Origin of the sequence: Streptococcus infantis, from assembly GCF_047464215.1 — a bacterium.
GTDB classification, from domain to species: Bacteria; Bacillota; Bacilli; order Lactobacillales; family Streptococcaceae; genus Streptococcus; species Streptococcus infantis_P.
Map to the genome: position 1 here is coordinate 16,489 of NZ_JASHCG010000019.1, position 17,537 is coordinate 34,025.

Here is a 17,537-nt window from a genome sequence, read left to right on the forward strand (position 1 = left end):
TCTCCTTCGATTTCTATCTTATCATTATACCATAAATCAAGCCTATCCAACAAAGGAAAATTATGTGTCCTAGACTTCTTAGCAAAGTAAACAAAAAACACCTTTAAAGCTAGACCCAAAATCCAACTAAAAAGGGGTGTTATCAAATGCGATTATTTAGCTGCTGCGTAGAGTTCGTCTACTTTATTCCAGTTGATAACTGAGAAGAAAGCTTTGATGTAGTCAGGACGAACGTTGCGGTATTTCACGTAGTAGGCATGTTCCCAAACGTCCAAGCCCAAGATTGGTTTTTTACCTTCTGAGATTGGTGTGTCTTGGTTTGCTGTTGAAGTCACTTCAAGTTTACCTTCTTTGTTAACAACCAACCAAGCCCATCCAGAACCGAAACGAGTTGTTGCTGCTGCAGTAAAGGCTGCTTGGAATTCTTCGAATGAACCGAAAGTTTCATCGATTGCTGCTGCAAGTTCTGCTGATGGAGCTGTTTTCTCAGGAGTCATCAATTCCCAGAAAAGAGCATGGTTCAAGTGTCCACCACCATTGTTGATAAGCGCTTGACGAATATCAGCTGGGATAGATTCTACGTCAGCAAGCAAAGCTTCAAGGTCTTCACCGATTTCAGGGTGTTTTTCAAGAGCTGCATTTGCATTGTTAACGTAAGTTTGGTGGTGTTTGTCATGGTGCAAGTGCATTGTTTCAGCATCGATGTATGGTTCTAATGCATCGTAAGCGTATGGAAGATCTGGTAAGATAATAGCCATCTGTAATACCTCTTTTTCTTTCTATATAATGATGATAACGCAATCATCCTATTTTTTCAAGTTATTTGCTCAATTTGACTGGCTAGCAATCTGTAATAGAGCCTTCTCAAACAGGTAGCCTTTCTGATAAACTCCTGTCTTAATTTGATAATCAGCTTGGATGAGATAACGAATAGAATTCTGGAGAAAATCAAGGGATAGTCTTCGAGAATCACGAAGGGCAAATTTGATTTGATAGGGATTAGGATTGCGACCAAGATAGTGACCCAAACTGCTGACCATCTGGGACTCTGTCTGACCAGATTCTTGCAAAATTTTCACTTGTGTATAGAGTCTGAACTGTCCCAACATAATGGCAATCAGTTTAATCTCATCTTCTCCCTGCAAAGTCAAATCTTTCACTAAGTCCCTTGCTTGATCTATCTTCTTCGCTAGGATGAGCTGGGTTAAGTCAAAGATATTATCCTGCAAAGTCTTTGGAATGGCTTCAACAATATCTTCTTCTGTTATCAGACCACCATCCTTATAAGACAGTAAGAAGAGCAGGTTTTTCTGAATTTCACTGAATTGAAAACCTGACTTGATAAGTAACTGTTCAAAGGATTTTCCATCAAAGGTAAGTCCTTGTTCCTGAGCCCACTTTTGAAAATATGCTCGTATTTCTTGTTCTTTTGGCTCGATGGCTTCAAAAATCTTGGCATCCCTCTTGAGTAATTTGACTAAACGTCTCTTACTATCCAGCTTCCCTTCAGCAAAAATAACTAATTTACTCGTCGGAGATGGGTTTTCCAAATATTCTTCAAAAGCCTTAAGCTCGTCATCAGATAGATAGCGCTTTTTAGCTGTTGTTATATCGAGAAAATGATCTAAAATAACAATTTTTTCATCCGCAAAGAAAGGAAGACTGACCAGCTCTAGTTCCAAGCTTTTGTAGTCTACTTCTTTCATATCAAAATAAGCAAAGTTCAAATCAGCAGGATCGTAGCCGATTTGTTTGAGAACCTGTGTTTTCATGACGTCATACTGGCCTTGATCGCCCCCTGTAAACAGGGTCAAACTCGGAAGGTTCGCTAAGGACAGCTTTCGGCTTTCTTCTATGACTAGCATCTATTCTCCTTTCTTTTTAGTTTCGCTTTTCTTTAATCAATATAATTCAATTTCCCACGGAAATCTTCAAGGTTTTCATAACCTTTTTCCGTCATAATTTCTTTGAATTCCTTTGTAATACGTTCAAAAGAACCTACTCCTTCTTTATGAAGAGTAGTTCCTACCTGCACCATGCTGGCACCACATAGGATATGTTCAAAGGCATCACGTCCTGTTAATACTCCACCTGTTCCGATGATTTGGATTTCTGGATTTAAGCGTTGATAGAAAGCATGAACATTTGCAAGGGCAGTAGGTTTGATGTATTCTCCACCAATCCCACCAAAGCCATTCTTAGGACGAATCACGACTGACTCATCTTCAATATAAAGACCATTTCCGATAGAGTTAACACAGTTGACAAACTTGAGCGGATATTTGTTAAAGATCGCTGCCGCTTGATCAAAATGAACAATATCAAAATAAGGTGGAAGCTTAATTCCTAAAGGTTTTGTAAAATACTCAAAGACTTCTGATAAGATACGATCTGTAGTTTCAAAGTCATAGGCAATCTGAGGTTTACCTGGAACATTTGGACATGAGAGATTGAGCTCAGTCAACCCACGAAAATCACTCTCTTGAACCTTTTTCAAGATGGTGTGAGTTTCCTCTGGAGACATTCCAACTAATGATAGAAAGAAGGTACGATTTGGTTCCTTTTCTTGTAATTCCAGAAGATAATCAAGGTAATAATCTAAACCATTATTTGGGAGCCCCATTGAGTTGATAGAACCGAGTGGAACATCTTGATAGCGTGGTTCAGGATTCCCCTGACGAAACTCCAAGGTTGCTGTCTTGGTGACAAAGGTTCCTGCTGCTGAGTTTTTAACTCCTTCCAACTCCTCTATGGTCATGCAAGCTACACCAGCTGCATTCATCAAGCAATTGTCAAACTTAAAACCAGCAATCTGTGTTTTAGTTGATACCATGATTCTGTTCCTCCAGATTCCTTTTTATGTCTATTATTATACCATACTTTGACTTTTGCTTTTCAATAAAACCATTTCCATAGAAAAGGTTCGTTTTTTAGCATGTTTTGAATCAGTCATTTTAAATTGAACGAATTTTTAGAAAATTTATGTTTTTTTCTTTACACTGAAAAAATTTTCTGCTATAATGTCTCATGTAATAAAATATGACAACAAAAAGGAGAACGATATGACATCTGCTAAAGAATATATCCAAAGCGTGTTTGAAACTGTAAAAGCTCGTAACGGGCATGAGGCTGAATTTCTCCAGGCGGTTGAAGAATTCTTCAGCACTTTGGAGCCTGTCTTTGAAAAACACCCTGAGTATATTGAAGAAAATATCTTGGCACGTATCACTGAGCCTGAGCGCATAATTAGCTTCCGTGTTCCTTGGGTTGACCGTGATGGAAAAGTTCAAGTTAACCGTGGTTACCGTGTTCAATTCAACTCAGCTGTTGGACCATATAAAGGCGGACTTCGTTTCCACCCAACTGTAAACCAAGGGATCTTGAAATTCCTCGGATTCGAACAAATCTTTAAAAACGTTTTGACTGGACTTCCAATCGGTGGTGGTAAAGGTGGATCAGACTTCGATCCTAAAGGCAAAACTGATGCTGAAGTGATGCGCTTCTGCCAAAGCTTCATGACTGAATTGCAAAAATACATCGGACCATCTCTTGACGTACCTGCTGGTGATATCGGTGTTGGTGGACGTGAGATTGGTTACCTTTACGGACAATACAAACGCCTCAACCAATTTGATGCTGGTGTCTTGACTGGTAAACCTCTTGGTTTTGGTGGTAGCTTGATCCGTCCAGAAGCAACTGGTTACGGTTTGGTTTACTACACTGAAGAAATGCTTAAAGCTAACGATAACAGCTTTGCTGGTAAGAAAGTTGTGATTTCAGGTTCTGGTAACGTAGCTCAATACGCTCTTCAAAAAGCAACTGAACTTGGTGCAACTGTTATCTCTGTATCTGACTCAAATGGTTATGTCATTGATGAAAATGGTATCGACTTTGACCTTCTTACAGATGTTAAGGAAAAACGTCGTGCTCGTTTGACTGAGTACGCTGCAGAAAAACCAACTGCTACTTACTACGAAGGTTCTGTATGGACTTACACTGGAAACTACGATATCGCTCTTCCATGTGCGACTCAAAACGAGATCAACGGTGAAGCTGCGAAACGCTTGGTTGCTCAAGGAGTTATCTGTGTATCTGAAGGTGCTAACATGCCTAGCGACCTTAAAGCTATCAAAGTCTACAAGGAAAATGGAATCCTTTATGGACCTGCCAAAGCTGCCAATGCTGGTGGGGTAGCTGTATCAGCTCTTGAAATGAGCCAAAACAGCCTTCGCCTTTCATGGACACGTGAAGAAGTTGATGGTCGTCTCAAAGATATCATGACTAACATCTTCAACACAGCTAAAACAACAGCAGAAACTTACGGTCTTGGAACTGACTACCTTGCAGGTGCAAACATTGCAGCCTTTGAAAACGTAGCAAACGCTATGATTGCACAAGGGATTGTGTAAGATAAATCAACACAAAAATCCTCAATCACTTCGATTGAGGATTTTTATTTTGGTTTTAAAAAGAGCTCACTAAATTTTTTTGTGAGCTTAAAATTAATAGTTATTTTACGGTAACTAAGGCAAAAGAAAGACATTCGACAATTTCATTTGTTACTTTATCAATGTTTATATCTTCTTTGTCATTTATAATCATAGGAACAATATAAGAAAGACTTAAAGCTAAAATATAGCGAACGATCCTTTCATTTGACCAATCTCGGATAACACCATTTTCTTTAAATTGATTCAAAACAGGACTAATCGGATTAATGATAGAGTGTACAATAATATTTCCTAACTCTTCAGAAATAGCTTTATCAATAAGTGAACGATTCAAAAGTATTTTAACTTGCATTTTATTGTTCCTAATAAAAACTAACCTATCCCGAACGATGCTTCTTAGAAAAAGTGAAAAAGATTTTTGCTCTATTGTAAATCTTTTATCTGAAAAATCAGCAATTACCTCTGGAATAACTTGTTCTAGAAATCTAGATAAAATAGCATCTAGTATACCTTCCTTGGTTTTAAAATAACTAAAAACGGTTCCTTCTGAGACGCCAGCATGTTCAGCAATAAGATTAGATGTTGTGTTTTCAAATCCAATCTCTGAAAATAATTTTAAACTTGACATTAATACTTGACGTTGTTTTAAACTTAATTCACTGCTTTTTAATGTCTCAGCAAATTTATATTCTATACTTTCCATTGCTACCCCCTCTATCTACTCTCTTATTTTAATAATTCTTTTACCACGAGTATGTCCCAATTTCAGACTACGATATGCCTCTCTAACAGACTCCAGAGAAAAACTATACTCTTTCTCAATATTTAGCTGAACTTTTCCATCTGAAACCATCTCCTCTAGAATTCTTAAATCATCATATGTAGAATGTCTTGGCCCAGTGAACTGAGCCCCTTTTATCATAACAAATGGTGAAGGTACTAAAGTTCCAATATCAGTTCCGTTCAATCCAAGATGGAAAGCTAATTTAACGTAATCACCACCATAGCAATCCAAGAATTTTGTAATAGGTTTTGGAGCTACTGATAAAAGAGACTTTTGGACATCCTCTTCATAAGTTACTGGTATAGCTCCTAAAGACTCTAAATATTTTGCATTATTCTTGCTCGCAATACCAATAACAGTTGCGCCCTTAGCAACCGCATACTGTACTGCAATGCTACCAATGCCACCTGAAGCTGCTGAAATAACTACAACATCTTTTGAATTTAAATGAATTCTTCTAAAAGCACCTCCGACCGTTAAAGAGGCTACACCCATAGTAGCAGCATGATTCATGTCAATCTTATCTGGTTTCAATGCGATTTCCGATTCATAAACACAAATTTCTGTTGCTAACGCACCCCTCTTAGTACCAAGTCCAGGATCACTTATTATTGTTCCAAAAACCTTGTCACCTACTGAAAAACGGCTCACTCCTTCACCAATCTCCGTTATAACACCAGCAAAATCCCTAGCTACTCCTCTTGGAAATAAAGATGATTTTGATTCAAACCAACGACTTGGTTGTTTTAATTTTGTTAAGAAAGTCAAAAAACGAAGTGGCTTTGCCCCCTCGAAAGTTTTATAATCAATAGGATTTAAACCAACAGCAAATACTGCTACCCTAACTTGGTTCATTTTTAATGGTTCAGATGTAATATTTACTAAATCTAGAACTTTCTCATCACCAAAACGATTATACTGTATTGCTTTAATAACCATTATCTAATTCTCCTAATCCCTAACAAATTGAGTGATTACTCAATCATTTTTTATATATTATACGCTTATTCTTCAAAGAAATCAACAGCTCTATGATTTTAAACAAAAAGACCTACCCTACTGGATAGATCTTTATTTTCTTACAATTTACCTGCTACTGCATCCAACAAGTCTTGGATCTTGGCTTGGTTGCTTCCTCCTGCCATGGCCATGTCTGGTTTACCACCACCACGTCCATCAACGATTGGAGCTAATTCTTTGATCACATTACCTGCATGTACCTCTTTTGTCTTGCTGGCTACAAGGACATTCACCTTGTCACCGATTGCTGCGACAAGAACAAGCACATCAGAGTAATCTTTTTGTTTCCAGTTATCCGCAAAGGTACGAAGGGCACCTGCATCTGATACAGAAACTTGACTCGCAATGTAACGGTGCCCGTTTGCTTCTTGAACATTCTTGAAGACATCGCCAGCTGCCGCTGCTGCCGCTTTTTCCTTCAATTCTGCATTTTCTTTTTGTAATTGACGGAGTTGTTCTTGAAGTCCTTCAACTTTATGAGGTACTTCTTTGAGTTGAGGAGCTTTCAAGGTTGCTGCGACTGCTTTCAGTGCATCTTCTTGTTCACGGTAGGCTTCAAAGGCTTCCTTACCAGTCACTGCCAAGATACGGCGAGTTCCTGATCCAATACCTTCTTCTTTGACAATCTTGAAGAGACCGATTTCAGAAGTATTGCCAACGTGGGTACCACCACAAAGCTCGATAGAGTAGTCACCGATTGTAACAACACGGACTTCCTTGCCGTATTTCTCACCAAAGAGGGCCATAGCTCCCATTTCCTTGGCAGTGTCAATATCCGTTTCAACTGTCTTAACTTCAAGAGCTTCCCAAATTTTCTCGTTGACTTGCTGTTCAATCGCACGCAATTCTTCTGCAGTTACTGCTTGGAAATGAGTAAAGTCAAAGCGAAGGAATTCGACTTCGTTAAGAGATCCTGCCTGCGTTGCGTGATTTCCAAGGATATTGTGAAGGGCAGCGTGAAGCAAGTGAGTCGCAGTGTGGTTTTTCATAACACGGTGGCGACGATTAGTATCGATTGCCAAGGTATATTCTTGGTTCAAGGCAAGCGGTGCAAGGACTTCAACAGTGTGAAGAGCTTGTCCGTTTGGTGCTTTTTGAACATTTGTCACAGTAGCCACGACCTTACCTGACTCGTCCAAGATTTGTCCGTGGTCAGCCACCTGTCCACCCATTTCAGCGTAGAATGGAGTTTCCGCAAAGATAAGTGACGCAGTTCCTTCAGCTACACCTTCTACTTCAGCATTGTCAGCTACGATAGCAACCAACTTAGAAGACAATTGGCTAGCATTATAGTTGAAGACACTTTCTACAGTGATGTTTTGAAGGGTTTCATTTTGCATACCCATAGATCCGCCTTTGACAGCAGAGGCACGCGCACGTTCTTGTTGTTCCTTCATGGCTGCTTCGAAACCTTCACGGTCTACAGTCATCCCTGCTTCTTCAGCAATTTCTTCTGTCAACTCTACTGGGAATCCGTATGTATCATAGAGTTTAAAGACATCTTGACCAGCAATGACAGATTGTCCTTTTTCTTTCAGGTCTGCTACGATGCCTTGGGCAAAGTGTTGACCTGAGTGAAGAGTACGAGCAAATGACTCTTCCTCGCTCTTAACGATTTTTTCGATAAAGTCACGTTTTTCAAGAACTTCTGGGTAGTAGCTTTCCATGATTTTTCCAACAGTTGGAACGAGTTTATAAAGGAAAGGCTCGTTGATGCCTAATTTTTGACCATGCATAGAGGCACGGCGGAGAAGACGACGGAGGACATAACCACGACCTTCATTTCCAGGAAGGGCACCATCACCAATCGCAAATGAAAGAGAACGGATGTGGTCTGCAATAACCTTGAAGCTCATGTTGTCGCCATCTTGGTCGTACACCTTACCGGATAATTTCTCAACTTCACGAATGATCGGCATGAAGAGGTCTGTTTCAAAGTTTGTCTTAGCCCCTTGGATAACCGCCACCAAACGCTCCAAACCAGCGCCCGTATCAATGTTTTTGTGTGGCAATTCTTTGTACTCGCTACGAGGAACAGCAGGGTCTGCGTTAAATTGTGACAATACGATATTCCAGATTTCGATGTAACGGTCGTTTTCGATATCTTCTGCAAGAAGACGAAGACCGATATTTTCTGGGTCAAAGGCTTCTCCACGGTCAAAGAAGATTTCTGTGTCAGGTCCAGAAGGTCCCGCACCGATTTCCCAGAAGTTGTCTTCGATTGGGATCAAATGACTTGGATCTACTCCCACTTCAATCCAGCGGTTGTATGAATCCTTGTCATCTGGATAATAAGTCATGTAAAGTTTGTCTTTAGGGAAGTCAAACCACTCAGGACTTGTCAAAAGCTCATATGCCCATGTAATTGCTTCGTCACGGAAGTAATCTCCGATTGAGAAGTTCCCCAACATTTCAAACATAGTATGGTGACGAGCAGTCTTCCCTACGTTTTCGATATCATTGGTACGGATAGCCTTTTGCGCATTGGTAATCCGTGGGTTTTCAGGAATGATGGTGCCGTCAAAGTATTTTTTAAGAGTGGCAACCCCTGAGTTGATCCACAAAAGTGTTGGGTCATTGACAGGAACCAAGCTAACTGATGGTTCTACAGAGTGGCCTTTGCTGGCCCAGAAATCAAGCCACATCTGGCGGACTTGTGCACTAGATAATTGTTTCATAAGTGTCTCCTTTTTTAATCTGATTGACTTTCTAGCATCTCTACATAGTCGATAGCGACACAGAGAGAAACAACTAGGTCTGCATAAGAGTCTTCATAGACGGTTACAGTATAAGTTGAGGTTAAATGGAAAAGTTCTTTCTTTATCTCGGCAATCACTTGATCGCGGTCATCTAGTAATTTAAAATTTAAATCCCAAACGTTTCCTTCGATGCGAAGACCGAGATTGTCGAACTCATACTTATCTCTAAAGAACGTCAACTTCTTCCGGATATAAAAACTATCGCCGTTACTCAGTTGAATTTCAAAACGAGGTAGAAAAGTTAAGACTTCCTTACTAATCTCACTGACCTGTTCACCAGCAACATCATAGATGGTAAAGGTTTTAGGAATCTTAAAAAACGAACCTTCAACCTGATAGGCGACATTACCTAACTCATCCTTGATATCAAAACGTTCACCACCTAGGCGAAATTTTTGTTTGACAAGAAATGTTCTCATAAACACCTCCAAAAATAAAAGACAAATCCATATCACGAAGGGCGAAAAACCGCGGTACCACCTTCATTCAATGAACTTGTCATTCTTTCGTTCTTATGCAATTGTTAAATTGAGTAGCATGATTTTCTATCTTAGATGGCTCGCAGCACCGCCAATTCTCTGAACTAAGATGGAGAGAAAATCAATTCTCAACTTTCTTATTATATCGTTTTTTTAAGCTTGCGTCAACTGAAAATAATCCTCATTTAAATAAGCAACTCCCTATATCCCTGATTACTTTTTCAGGATATATTTTTTCTTACTGCCATTTATCTTTTTATCCCAAATTTTCAAATTGCTAAAGATAGCTACGAAAATATTTACAAATAGAAAGGTTCCTACTACCCAATATATAGACTTAGTTGTTAGGTATTGTAGATCCAAGCCATCCTTTAAATGAAATAGTATAAATGTTTGGTTAACAATCATAAAGGTTGGCCAGAAACTTTTTTTGAAAAAAGTAGACATTTTCATTATTTGTTACCGTTTTCTATTAAGACAGAATTATTACACTACTAGGCAAGCAAATAAACAACTATCATAGAAAAAGACAGGGATATATAAACTGTAAATCATCACCGCTTCCGATAAAAATTGTCAATAGCAAATCGTGCCAGTATCATTCGCAACTTTGGAGAGTTAGTAATAAGCTTTAAAATGAGAAAAGCGCATATTATCAAATATTAAGAGACCATTATAATATACGTTTGATTATGAAAAATTTTTCTAAATGTTATCCTCGAACCGAATCTTTGGTAAGCCACTATGATTACATTATACAGGAGTATAAAATCTATTAAGAGTGCAAGAGATAGACAACATATAGTTGTTATTTAGAGAGCTAATAAATTATTCTTCTTCAAAATGTTGAGATTTATCTAATAATTCTAAAACATTAATGGTAGGTAGCAACATTGCTTCACTGCTATCAATTGCCGAAACTATTGAAACAATAGAACGTAAATAAGGATAAAGAATAGCAGTACCATTTACGTATAGAATATCGATGATATCTTCGTCTGTGTTTATTTCAAAATATCCTATTATAGTTACAGATATTTTTTTCATGGCATCTTTGTCAACTAAAGAAACACTAAGTTTTACGGCTCCATGAGAATAATCATCTGTATGGCCAACCTTTGCTTCAAGATTGAATGTTTCTGATTCATGGTCATCGCTAGTAAGGTTTCTAGAAACTAATAAGCTATCAACTTCGTATCTTTTTAGATTTATCACAGGTTTATTCATGTCGTCCTCCTTTTAGACCACCATATTAATATTACTTTTTTCTCTATCTATTCTATTAAGTTTAGGTATAAATTTATAATCAGGAATTTCTTCTTGCTGGTACTCATCTTTACTATATGTGGCATCTTTTATTAGAGATAAGGTATTATGATATCCAGTTAATTGAAGTTCATTAATATTCTGACGTAATTCACCGGTATCGACGTGTTTAAATATATCAACTAAACAATCAATGTTAAAACTTTTAGATGGCTTACAATAATTGATATAATCGATTTTTGGCAAAGGAACAGAAGATGAACTATCAAAATATTGAGGCATTGCTATAAAAGTTTTATTATAACTTTCCATTAATCTTCCAAATGCTGTAGTATAGGATTCATCCAGTCTAATCTCTTTATAAAGACAACCCCTTTGTTGTTCATTTCGTAGTTCTTCAAGCAATTCATTAATATCAATATAATTAAAAGCTCCCTGAACAGTTAGCTCTTCACTAGGTAAATATTGATCAAGGTCACTTATATTAATCATACTTCGATTTTTTTCACCTTTGTCATATGTGTACTTATAAATATCGCCCTGAAATAAATCTCTAACATTAGTATCACATTCAATACAAGTTATAATTCGGTTATATTCTGAGTTAGCTAAAATAAAGGAAACTTCACCTTTATTCGGTTTGTAGCTATTAACAAAACCAATTTGTACTCTTCCTGCTAGCTCCACACAAAATAAAACTGGAAAGCTAAAATTGATTATTTCAAAGTAATTATCAAAATTTTCATTAAATTTTTTTAATATTTTATTCAGTAATTTCATCATCTTCCTCCAACAATTGGAATTCCTTAGATATATTTCCGAACCCTTCTAACGGCGTTCCCGTTTTATTTTTCCAAAAGGATACATGTTTGAATTTTGGATCAGGTTTTGTATATTTTTTACTTCTATGAAGCAAACCAACTCCGTTATCAATATCCCCTTTTAAAATTCTAATCTCTTCAATATTTCGAGTGACTTTCTTTTTTAAGCCAAGTAAAACTTGGTTCGAGTTATAGTTATCTACACCATTCTGTACAAGAAAAAAAGAAGTGGAAGAGTTATCATTGTTAAAATTGCCTCCATTTTTAAAGTTACAAATTAATTCATTAATTTTTTCAATAGACGACTCGTTAGGATTATCATTATGGGAACAATCAAATAATAATTCATCAATTTGTTCGCAAACATGAGAGGGGAGAAAAAAATAGCTTTGGTTATAACTAGTATTTCCCGTTAATTGGCTAATAGATTCATAAAAGCTTTTCCTAACAACTCTTGTCAAATCTTTTACGTCTTTTTCATAACGGTTATCATCATCAAAATGCAAGGTTTCAAATTCTGTCTCGAAGGCATACGGAACACCCTCTCTATAATCTTTAAATAGTTCATATAAGTTCATAAGTCATTAACCTATTTATCTCCATTTTATCATCAAACTTTTGATGGCAAGTAACATTTATTACTCCAATCATTCTATCAATTTTTTTAGCAAATTTCAAATATGGAGCCTAACTGCCCAATAACGAATTATATTGAAAAATCTCCAGACTAGAGAACTAACTGATAGTTCCTAATCTGGAGATTTTTTTCAACACCCGATATTATGCGTTTTCTGATTTTAAAGACTTTTTCCCAGCCTCTTCTTTGTCTTCTAATCCTACTTCCGATACATTTTAAACTGGAGGAAGAGGTCACTATATTTTCCTGTCCATTTATGGTCAAACTTCTCATAAACTTCTAGGTGTTTCATAGTATCTGCATCAGGATAGAAGGACTTATCCTCTTTTGTCTCCTCAGGGAGCATTTCCTTAGCAGGATTGTTTGGTGTTGAATAGCCGACATACTCTGCATTTTTCAGAGCATTTTCAGGCTTCAGCATAAAGTTGATAAATGCATAGGCTGCGTCTTGGTTTTTGACTGTTTTGGGAATGACCATATTGTCAAACCAGAGGTTACTTGCTTCTGTCGGTACGACATAGCGAAGATTTTCATTTTTCTCTAGCATCTGACTGGCTTCTCCTGAGAAGGTCACACCGATGGCAGCGTTATTCTGAATCATGTACCCCTTCATCTCATCCGCAACAATAGCCTTGATATTCGGTGTTAGCTTATAGAGCTTATCTACCGTTTCCTCCAACTGCTGTGGATCTTTAGAGTTGAGGCTATAGCCTAGTGAGTTAAGACCTAAACCAAGTACTTCACGCGCCCCATCAAAAAGCATAATGGAGTTCTTATACTCTGGCTTCCAAAGGTCGTCCCAATGTCCAGGCGCTTCTTCCACCATAGTCTCATTGTAGACGATTCCCAAGGTCCCCCAGAAATATGGGATAGAGTACTGGTTGTTGGGATCAAAGGATTGGTTGAGAAATTCAGAACCGATATTCTCAATGCCCTCAATCTTACTATAATCCAGTGGAACTAGAAGGTCTTCATCCTTCATCTTGTTAATCATGTACTCACTTGGGATGGCAATATCATAGGTTGTCCCACCCTGCTTGATTTTCGTGTACATAGCTTCGTTGGAGTCAAAGGTTTCATATTGGACTTGGATTCCCGTTTCTTCTGTAAATTTCTCCAGAAGTTCAGGGGCGATATAGTCTCCCCAGTTGTAGATAACCAATTTTTGACTATCACGGCTATTGATTTTACTATCAAGATGATAGGAAATTCCCCACAAGACAAGGATAATCGCTAGAATTCCTGCTAAAAATGAATAGAGTCGTTTCATGCTTGTTCCTCCTTCTCACGTGAAATGAAGTAATATCCGACAACCAAGATAATACTAAAGAGAAAGACCAAGGCTGAAAGAGCATTGATTTCTAGAGAAATTCCCTTACGAGCTCGAGAGTAGATCTCAACTGACAAGGTTGAAAAACCATTTCCCGTTACAAAGAAGGTCACAGCAAAGTCATCTAATGAATAGGTGAAAGCCATGAAGTAACCTGCAATGATAGACGGTGTTAGGTAAGGAAGCATAATTTCCTTAAACATCTGGAACTGGCTAGCTCCAAGGTCATAGGCCGCATGGATCATATCCCCATTCATCTCTTTCAATCGAGGCAAAACCATAAGCACTACGATTGGAATGGAGAAGGCCACATGACTAGACAGAACTGTCAAAAATCCAAGTGAAAACTTGAGTTGTGTAAAGAGAATCAAGAAGCTGGCACCAATCATAACGTCTGGGGCAACCATCAAAATGTTATTGAGTGATAGGAAGGCTTCTTGATATTTTTTGCGTGATTGGTAGATGTAGATAGCACCGAAAGTCCCAATAACAGTCGCAATCAAGGCTGATAGGAAGGCTAGTAAAAAGGTCTGAACCAAGATTAGCATGAGTCTCCCATCGCCAAACATGGTTTCAAAGTGAGACAAACTAAAGCCTGTAAAGCTATTCATATCATCCCCGGCATTGAAGGCATATCCGATCAGGTAAAAGATTGGCAAATAAAGGACGATAAAGACAAAGGCTAGGTAAAGATTTGATAATTTTTTCATCGTTCTCTCCTTTCCTTAGTCACCCACATAGTGATAAACATAGTCAGGATAAGAACAACACCGATAGTTGAACCCATACCGTAGTTGTCGTTGGTCAAGAAGTTCTGCTCGATGGCAGTCCCCAAGGTAATCACTCGGTTCCCCCCAATCAAACGGGTCAACATAAAGAGACTTAAACTCGGGATAAAGACAGATTGAACTCCGCTTCGTACTCCGTTCATTGACAGAGGGAAGATGACATGACGGAAGGTTTCCCACTTGGTTGCACCAAGGTCATAGCTAGCATTAATGAGGTTATTATCCATATCATCCAAGACATTGAAGATTGGCAAAATCATAAATGGAAGCTCGATGTAGCTTGCAACAAAGATAAATGAGAAATCCGTAAAGAGCAACTGCTGCGAACCGATTCCGATAAATTCGAGGAATTGGTTAATAGAGCCATTTTGCCCAAAAATCCCAATAAAGGCATAAGCCTTAAGAAGGAGATTTATCCAGGTTGGCAAAATGATGAGCATGAGCCAAAGTTGACGGTGTTTCAGACGGGTCAAAAAGAGGGCTGTTGGATAACTGATAAGAAGTGTCACTAGAGTTACAATCCCAGCATAGAGAACTGAGTTAAAACTCATTTTGAGATAGGTCAAATTTTGTGACGCAAAATAGGATTTATAGTTTTCTAAACTGAACTGGCCTTCGATGTTGAAAAAGGATTGCCCGAATATCAAGACCAAGGGTGCCAATACAAAGAGTGCAATCCAAAGCATGTAGGGAACTACAAAGAGTTTAGAGGTTGTTTTCTTCATCTCTTTCCTCCTCGATAGCGTTGATCAAACCTGCTTCATGCTCTTCGATTTCTACGTATTCTTCGATACGAGCATCGAACTCTTCTTCTGTTTCATTGAGACGCATGATGTGGATATCTTCTGGTTCAAAGTCCAGACCGATTTCCTCACCAACGATGGCCTTACGAGTCGAGTGAATCATCCATTCATTGCCGAGTTCATCATAGGCGATAATCTCATAGTGAACCCCACGGAAAAGCTGAGTATCAACCTTAACTTGAAGTTTTCCTTCTTCTGGAAGGGTAATGCGCAAGTCCTCTGGGCGAATCACGACTTCGACTGGTTCATTTGGCTTCATCCCACCGTCGACCGCTTCAAATCGTTTGCCGTTAAACTCGACCAAGTAATCCTCAATCATAGTTCCAGGCAGGATATTTGATTCACCAATAAAGGTTGCAACAAAGTGGTTGATGGGCTCGTCATAGATGTCAACTGGTGTTCCTGACTGAACAATTTCACCGTCATTCATAACGAAGATCCAGTCACTCATGGCGAGAGCTTCTTCCTGATCGTGGGTAACAAAGACAAAGGTAATACCCAAGCGTTGTTGCAGTTCACGCAGTTCATACTGCATGTCTGTTCGCAATTTCAAGTCCAAGGCTGACAAAGGTTCATCCAATAAGACCACACGAGGCTGGTTGATAATCGCTCGCGCAATAGCTACACGCTGGCGTTGTCCTCCAGATAGCCTACGGATAGAACGCTTTTCATAGCCTTCAAGCTGTACCATCTTGAGAACTTCTAATACACGTTGTTCAATATCTTTTTTATCGACCTTACGCAAACGCAATGGAAAGGCAACATTTTCAAAGACATTCATATGCGGAAACAAGGCATAAGATTGGAAGACTGTATGAACATCGCGCTTATTAGTTGGGATATCGTTGATTCGCACGCCATCCAGTAAAATATCTCCAGTCGTTGCGTCTAGCAAACCTGCAATGATATTTAGGATGGTTGATTTTCCTGAACCAGATGCTCCTAGCAGTGTATAAAATTTCCCTTCTTCCAACTCAAAATTAATATCTTTGAGAACCTTTGTGTTGCTATCTTCAAAAACTTTAGAAACGTTTTTGAATTCGATAATTGGTTTTTTCAATTGGCATAAATTCCTTCTTTTTCATAGATTAACAGATCAGGGCTCTGTCAGGCCGCTACTACCTCTTGCAGGGAGTTAGACCACCTGCATATATCTTCGCTACCGATAGGCTATCACCCCCTCTACATTCTAGTTAGCAGCAGCTAGGCTATTTTTATTTTATTCATGCTCTCCTAGGATTCGAACTTCTCTCTCGAGGGTAACGCCTGAGTGCTCCTTGACTTTTTCAATCACAGACTCAATCAAGTCTTCATAATCTCTGGCAGTTCCATCAGCAATATTGACCATAAAGCCTGCATGCTTTTCTGAAACTTCGACGCCACCGATACGATAACCCTTCAAACCAGCTTCTGCAATCAATTGTCCAGCAAAATGACCCACTGGACGTTTAAAGACTGACCCACAAGAAGGATACTCTAAAGGTTGTTTGAGTTCACGAAGGTGGGTCAAGCGGTCCATCTCTTGCTTGATGACTTGGTGATTACCTGGAGCTAAGGCAAACTTAGCAGATAGGACAACTGCTCCAGATGCTTGAATGGCTGAATGACGATAACCAAAGGCCAAATCTTTAGCAGATAGGGTTTCGATTTCACCTTCCTTAGTCAAGATTTGACAAGACTGGAGAACATGAGCAATCTCACCACCATAAGCGCCAGCATTCATAAAGACTGCACCACCGACGCTTCCTGGAATTCCACAAGCAAACTCAAAACCAGTCAAGCTATGACGGAGGGCAATACGAGTGGTTTCAATCAAGTTAGCTCCAGCTTCTGCCTCGATGGTATAGCCATCAACAGAAACATTATTGAGCTTGTCACACATGATTACAAAACCACGTACTCCACCTTCACGGACGATAATGTTACTTGCATTTCCAAGAACCATCCAAGGAATGTTTTCCTGATTGGCAAATTTTACCACACGAGCCATCTCGTAGCGATTACGAGGAAATACTAAATAATCTGCCTTCCCTCCAACTTTGGTATAGGTATAAGTTTTTAGCGATTCATCGAATCGAATATCGATTCCTTCTAAGGTTTCTTTTAGTTTATCTAATACGGTCATTTTTCTATTCCTTTTATAAAATTCATTCCATTATACCATTTTTAGCTCTATTTTTCGATGATTTGGTTAGCTTTTTCAAAAGCTCAAACTAAAAAGAGGATGAACCTCTTTTGTACTGACCCCAAAAAGTTAGACAATTAATTTACCCAAAGGATTTAGTTCTGTATTGTACAGGACTAAGTCCTTTTCTACCATTTGTCAAGTATATCAAGGTATTTGATGAAAAGTAGTTTGAATTCCATAGTCAAACTAAGGAAATTGTCTTTTTTTGAAC

Annotated in this window: 17 protein-coding genes; 1 reads left to right on the forward strand and 16 read right to left on the reverse strand. The window is 38.6% G+C overall.

Annotation, left to right across the window (positions count from 1 at the left end; translation table 11 throughout):
* Positions 1-152: 152 nt before the first annotated feature.
* The 3 genes from sodA to QM469_RS09485 all read right to left on the reverse strand — a co-directional run bounded on the left by sodA (position 153) and on the right by QM469_RS09485 (position 2,833).
* Positions 153-758, reverse strand: a complete 606-nt coding sequence (sodA, locus tag QM469_RS09475) for a superoxide dismutase SodA (protein WP_006150800.1) — start codon at positions 756-758, stop codon at positions 153-155.
* Between the two features lie 69 nt (positions 759-827).
* A complete protein-coding gene (gene holA, locus QM469_RS09480; RefSeq protein WP_315639291.1) occupies positions 828-1,865 on the reverse strand; it encodes a DNA polymerase III subunit delta in 1,038 nt (345 codons plus the stop codon).
* 32 nt (positions 1,866-1,897) lie between these two features.
* Complete coding sequence (locus tag QM469_RS09485; RefSeq protein ID WP_414276671.1) at positions 1,898-2,833, reverse strand: dihydroorotate oxidase; 936 nt, start codon at positions 2,831-2,833, stop codon at positions 1,898-1,900.
* A 229-nt stretch (positions 2,834-3,062) separates the two neighbouring features.
* Here QM469_RS09485 and gdhA point away from each other — a divergent pair, with 229 nt between their 5' ends.
* A complete protein-coding gene (gene gdhA, locus QM469_RS09490) occupies positions 3,063-4,409 on the forward strand; it encodes an NADP-specific glutamate dehydrogenase (RefSeq protein WP_371607644.1) in 1,347 nt (448 codons plus the stop codon).
* A 100-nt stretch (positions 4,410-4,509) separates the two neighbouring features.
* Here gdhA and QM469_RS09495 read toward each other — a convergent pair whose 3' ends face one another.
* From QM469_RS09495 to murB, 13 genes are all read right to left on the reverse strand, one after another.
* A complete protein-coding gene (locus tag QM469_RS09495; protein ID WP_414276672.1) occupies positions 4,510-5,154 on the reverse strand; it encodes a TetR/AcrR family transcriptional regulator in 645 nt (214 codons plus the stop codon).
* 15 nt (positions 5,155-5,169) lie between these two features.
* Positions 5,170-6,174, reverse strand: coding sequence for an NADP-dependent oxidoreductase (locus tag QM469_RS09500; RefSeq protein ID WP_414276673.1), 1,005 nt, complete (start codon positions 6,172-6,174; stop codon positions 5,170-5,172).
* 140 nt (positions 6,175-6,314) lie between these two features.
* Complete coding sequence (gene alaS / locus QM469_RS09505; protein ID WP_414276674.1) at positions 6,315-8,933, reverse strand: alanine--tRNA ligase; 2,619 nt, start codon at positions 8,931-8,933, stop codon at positions 6,315-6,317.
* Positions 8,934-8,947: 14 nt separating this feature from the next.
* The gene (locus QM469_RS09510; RefSeq protein WP_414276675.1) at positions 8,948-9,433 is read right to left on the reverse strand and encodes an LURP-one-related/scramblase family protein; all 486 of its coding nucleotides are present in this window, start codon (positions 9,431-9,433) and stop codon (positions 8,948-8,950) included.
* 273 nt (positions 9,434-9,706) lie between these two features.
* Positions 9,707-9,946, reverse strand: coding sequence for a hypothetical protein (locus QM469_RS09515; protein WP_414276676.1), 240 nt, complete (start codon positions 9,944-9,946; stop codon positions 9,707-9,709).
* Positions 9,947-10,321: 375 nt separating this feature from the next.
* On the reverse strand, positions 10,322-10,720 hold the full coding sequence (locus QM469_RS09520) for a hypothetical protein (RefSeq protein WP_414276677.1): 399 nt from the start codon (positions 10,718-10,720) through the stop codon (positions 10,322-10,324).
* Between the two features lie 12 nt (positions 10,721-10,732).
* Positions 10,733-11,539, reverse strand: coding sequence for a hypothetical protein (locus QM469_RS09525; protein WP_414276678.1), 807 nt, complete (start codon positions 11,537-11,539; stop codon positions 10,733-10,735).
* On the reverse strand, positions 11,523-12,158 hold the full coding sequence (locus QM469_RS09530) for a hypothetical protein (RefSeq protein WP_414276679.1): 636 nt from the start codon (positions 12,156-12,158) through the stop codon (positions 11,523-11,525). Before QM469_RS09530 ends, QM469_RS09525 begins: the two co-directional genes overlap by 17 nt.
* 258 nt (positions 12,159-12,416) lie before the next feature.
* Positions 12,417-13,487 (reverse strand): ABC transporter substrate-binding protein, encoded by a 1,071-nt coding sequence (locus QM469_RS09535; RefSeq protein WP_414276680.1) that lies wholly within the window; start codon positions 13,485-13,487, stop codon positions 12,417-12,419.
* Positions 13,484-14,257: an ABC transporter permease gene (locus tag QM469_RS09540; protein ID WP_045763347.1), complete on the reverse strand. Its 774-nt coding sequence runs from the start codon at positions 14,255-14,257 to the stop codon at positions 13,484-13,486. The genes QM469_RS09535 and QM469_RS09540 overlap by 4 nt, the downstream gene beginning before the upstream one ends.
* Entirely contained in the window at positions 14,254-15,060 is an 807-nt protein-coding gene (locus tag QM469_RS09545) for an ABC transporter permease (RefSeq protein WP_000754116.1), read from the reverse strand. The genes QM469_RS09540 and QM469_RS09545 overlap by 4 nt, the downstream gene beginning before the upstream one ends.
* Entirely contained in the window at positions 15,041-16,198 is a 1,158-nt protein-coding gene (locus QM469_RS09550) for an ABC transporter ATP-binding protein (RefSeq protein WP_414276681.1), read from the reverse strand. Before QM469_RS09550 ends, QM469_RS09545 begins: the two co-directional genes overlap by 20 nt.
* A gap of 159 nt (positions 16,199-16,357) precedes the next feature.
* Positions 16,358-17,263, reverse strand: a complete 906-nt coding sequence (murB, locus tag QM469_RS09555) for a UDP-N-acetylmuramate dehydrogenase (RefSeq protein ID WP_414276682.1) — start codon at positions 17,261-17,263, stop codon at positions 16,358-16,360.
* Positions 17,264-17,537: the final 274 nt, after the last annotated feature.

Excerpts from the sequence above, each read along its gene's own strand:
- sodA (WP_006150800.1), bottom strand. The coding sequence starts at position 758 with ATGGCTATTATCTTACCAGATCTTCCATACGCTTACGATGCATTAGAA.
- holA (WP_315639291.1), bottom strand. The coding sequence starts at position 1,865 with ATGCTAGTCATAGAAGAAAGCCGAAAGCTGTCCTTAGCGAACCTTCCG.
- QM469_RS09485 (WP_414276671.1), bottom strand. The coding sequence starts at position 2,833 with ATGGTATCAACTAAAACACAGATTGCTGGTTTTAAGTTTGACAATTGC.
- gdhA (WP_371607644.1), top strand. The coding sequence starts at position 3,063 with ATGACATCTGCTAAAGAATATATCCAAAGCGTGTTTGAAACTGTAAAA.
- QM469_RS09495 (WP_414276672.1), bottom strand. The coding sequence starts at position 5,154 with ATGGAAAGTATAGAATATAAATTTGCTGAGACATTAAAAAGCAGTGAA.
- QM469_RS09500 (WP_414276673.1), bottom strand. The coding sequence starts at position 6,174 with ATGGTTATTAAAGCAATACAGTATAATCGTTTTGGTGATGAGAAAGTT.
- alaS (WP_414276674.1), bottom strand. The coding sequence starts at position 8,933 with ATGAAACAATTATCTAGTGCACAAGTCCGCCAGATGTGGCTTGATTTC.
- QM469_RS09510 (WP_414276675.1), bottom strand. The coding sequence starts at position 9,433 with ATGAGAACATTTCTTGTCAAACAAAAATTTCGCCTAGGTGGTGAACGT.
- QM469_RS09515 (WP_414276676.1), bottom strand. The coding sequence starts at position 9,946 with ATGAAAATGTCTACTTTTTTCAAAAAAAGTTTCTGGCCAACCTTTATG.
- QM469_RS09520 (WP_414276677.1), bottom strand. The coding sequence starts at position 10,720 with ATGAATAAACCTGTGATAAATCTAAAAAGATACGAAGTTGATAGCTTA.
- QM469_RS09525 (WP_414276678.1), bottom strand. The coding sequence starts at position 11,539 with ATGAAATTACTGAATAAAATATTAAAAAAATTTAATGAAAATTTTGAT.
- QM469_RS09530 (WP_414276679.1), bottom strand. The coding sequence starts at position 12,158 with ATGAACTTATATGAACTATTTAAAGATTATAGAGAGGGTGTTCCGTAT.
- QM469_RS09535 (WP_414276680.1), bottom strand. The coding sequence starts at position 13,487 with ATGAAACGACTCTATTCATTTTTAGCAGGAATTCTAGCGATTATCCTT.
- QM469_RS09540 (WP_045763347.1), bottom strand. The coding sequence starts at position 14,257 with ATGAAAAAATTATCAAATCTTTACCTAGCCTTTGTCTTTATCGTCCTT.
- QM469_RS09545 (WP_000754116.1), bottom strand. The coding sequence starts at position 15,060 with ATGAAGAAAACAACCTCTAAACTCTTTGTAGTTCCCTACATGCTTTGG.
- murB (WP_414276682.1), bottom strand. The coding sequence starts at position 17,263 with ATGACCGTATTAGATAAACTAAAAGAAACCTTAGAAGGAATCGATATT.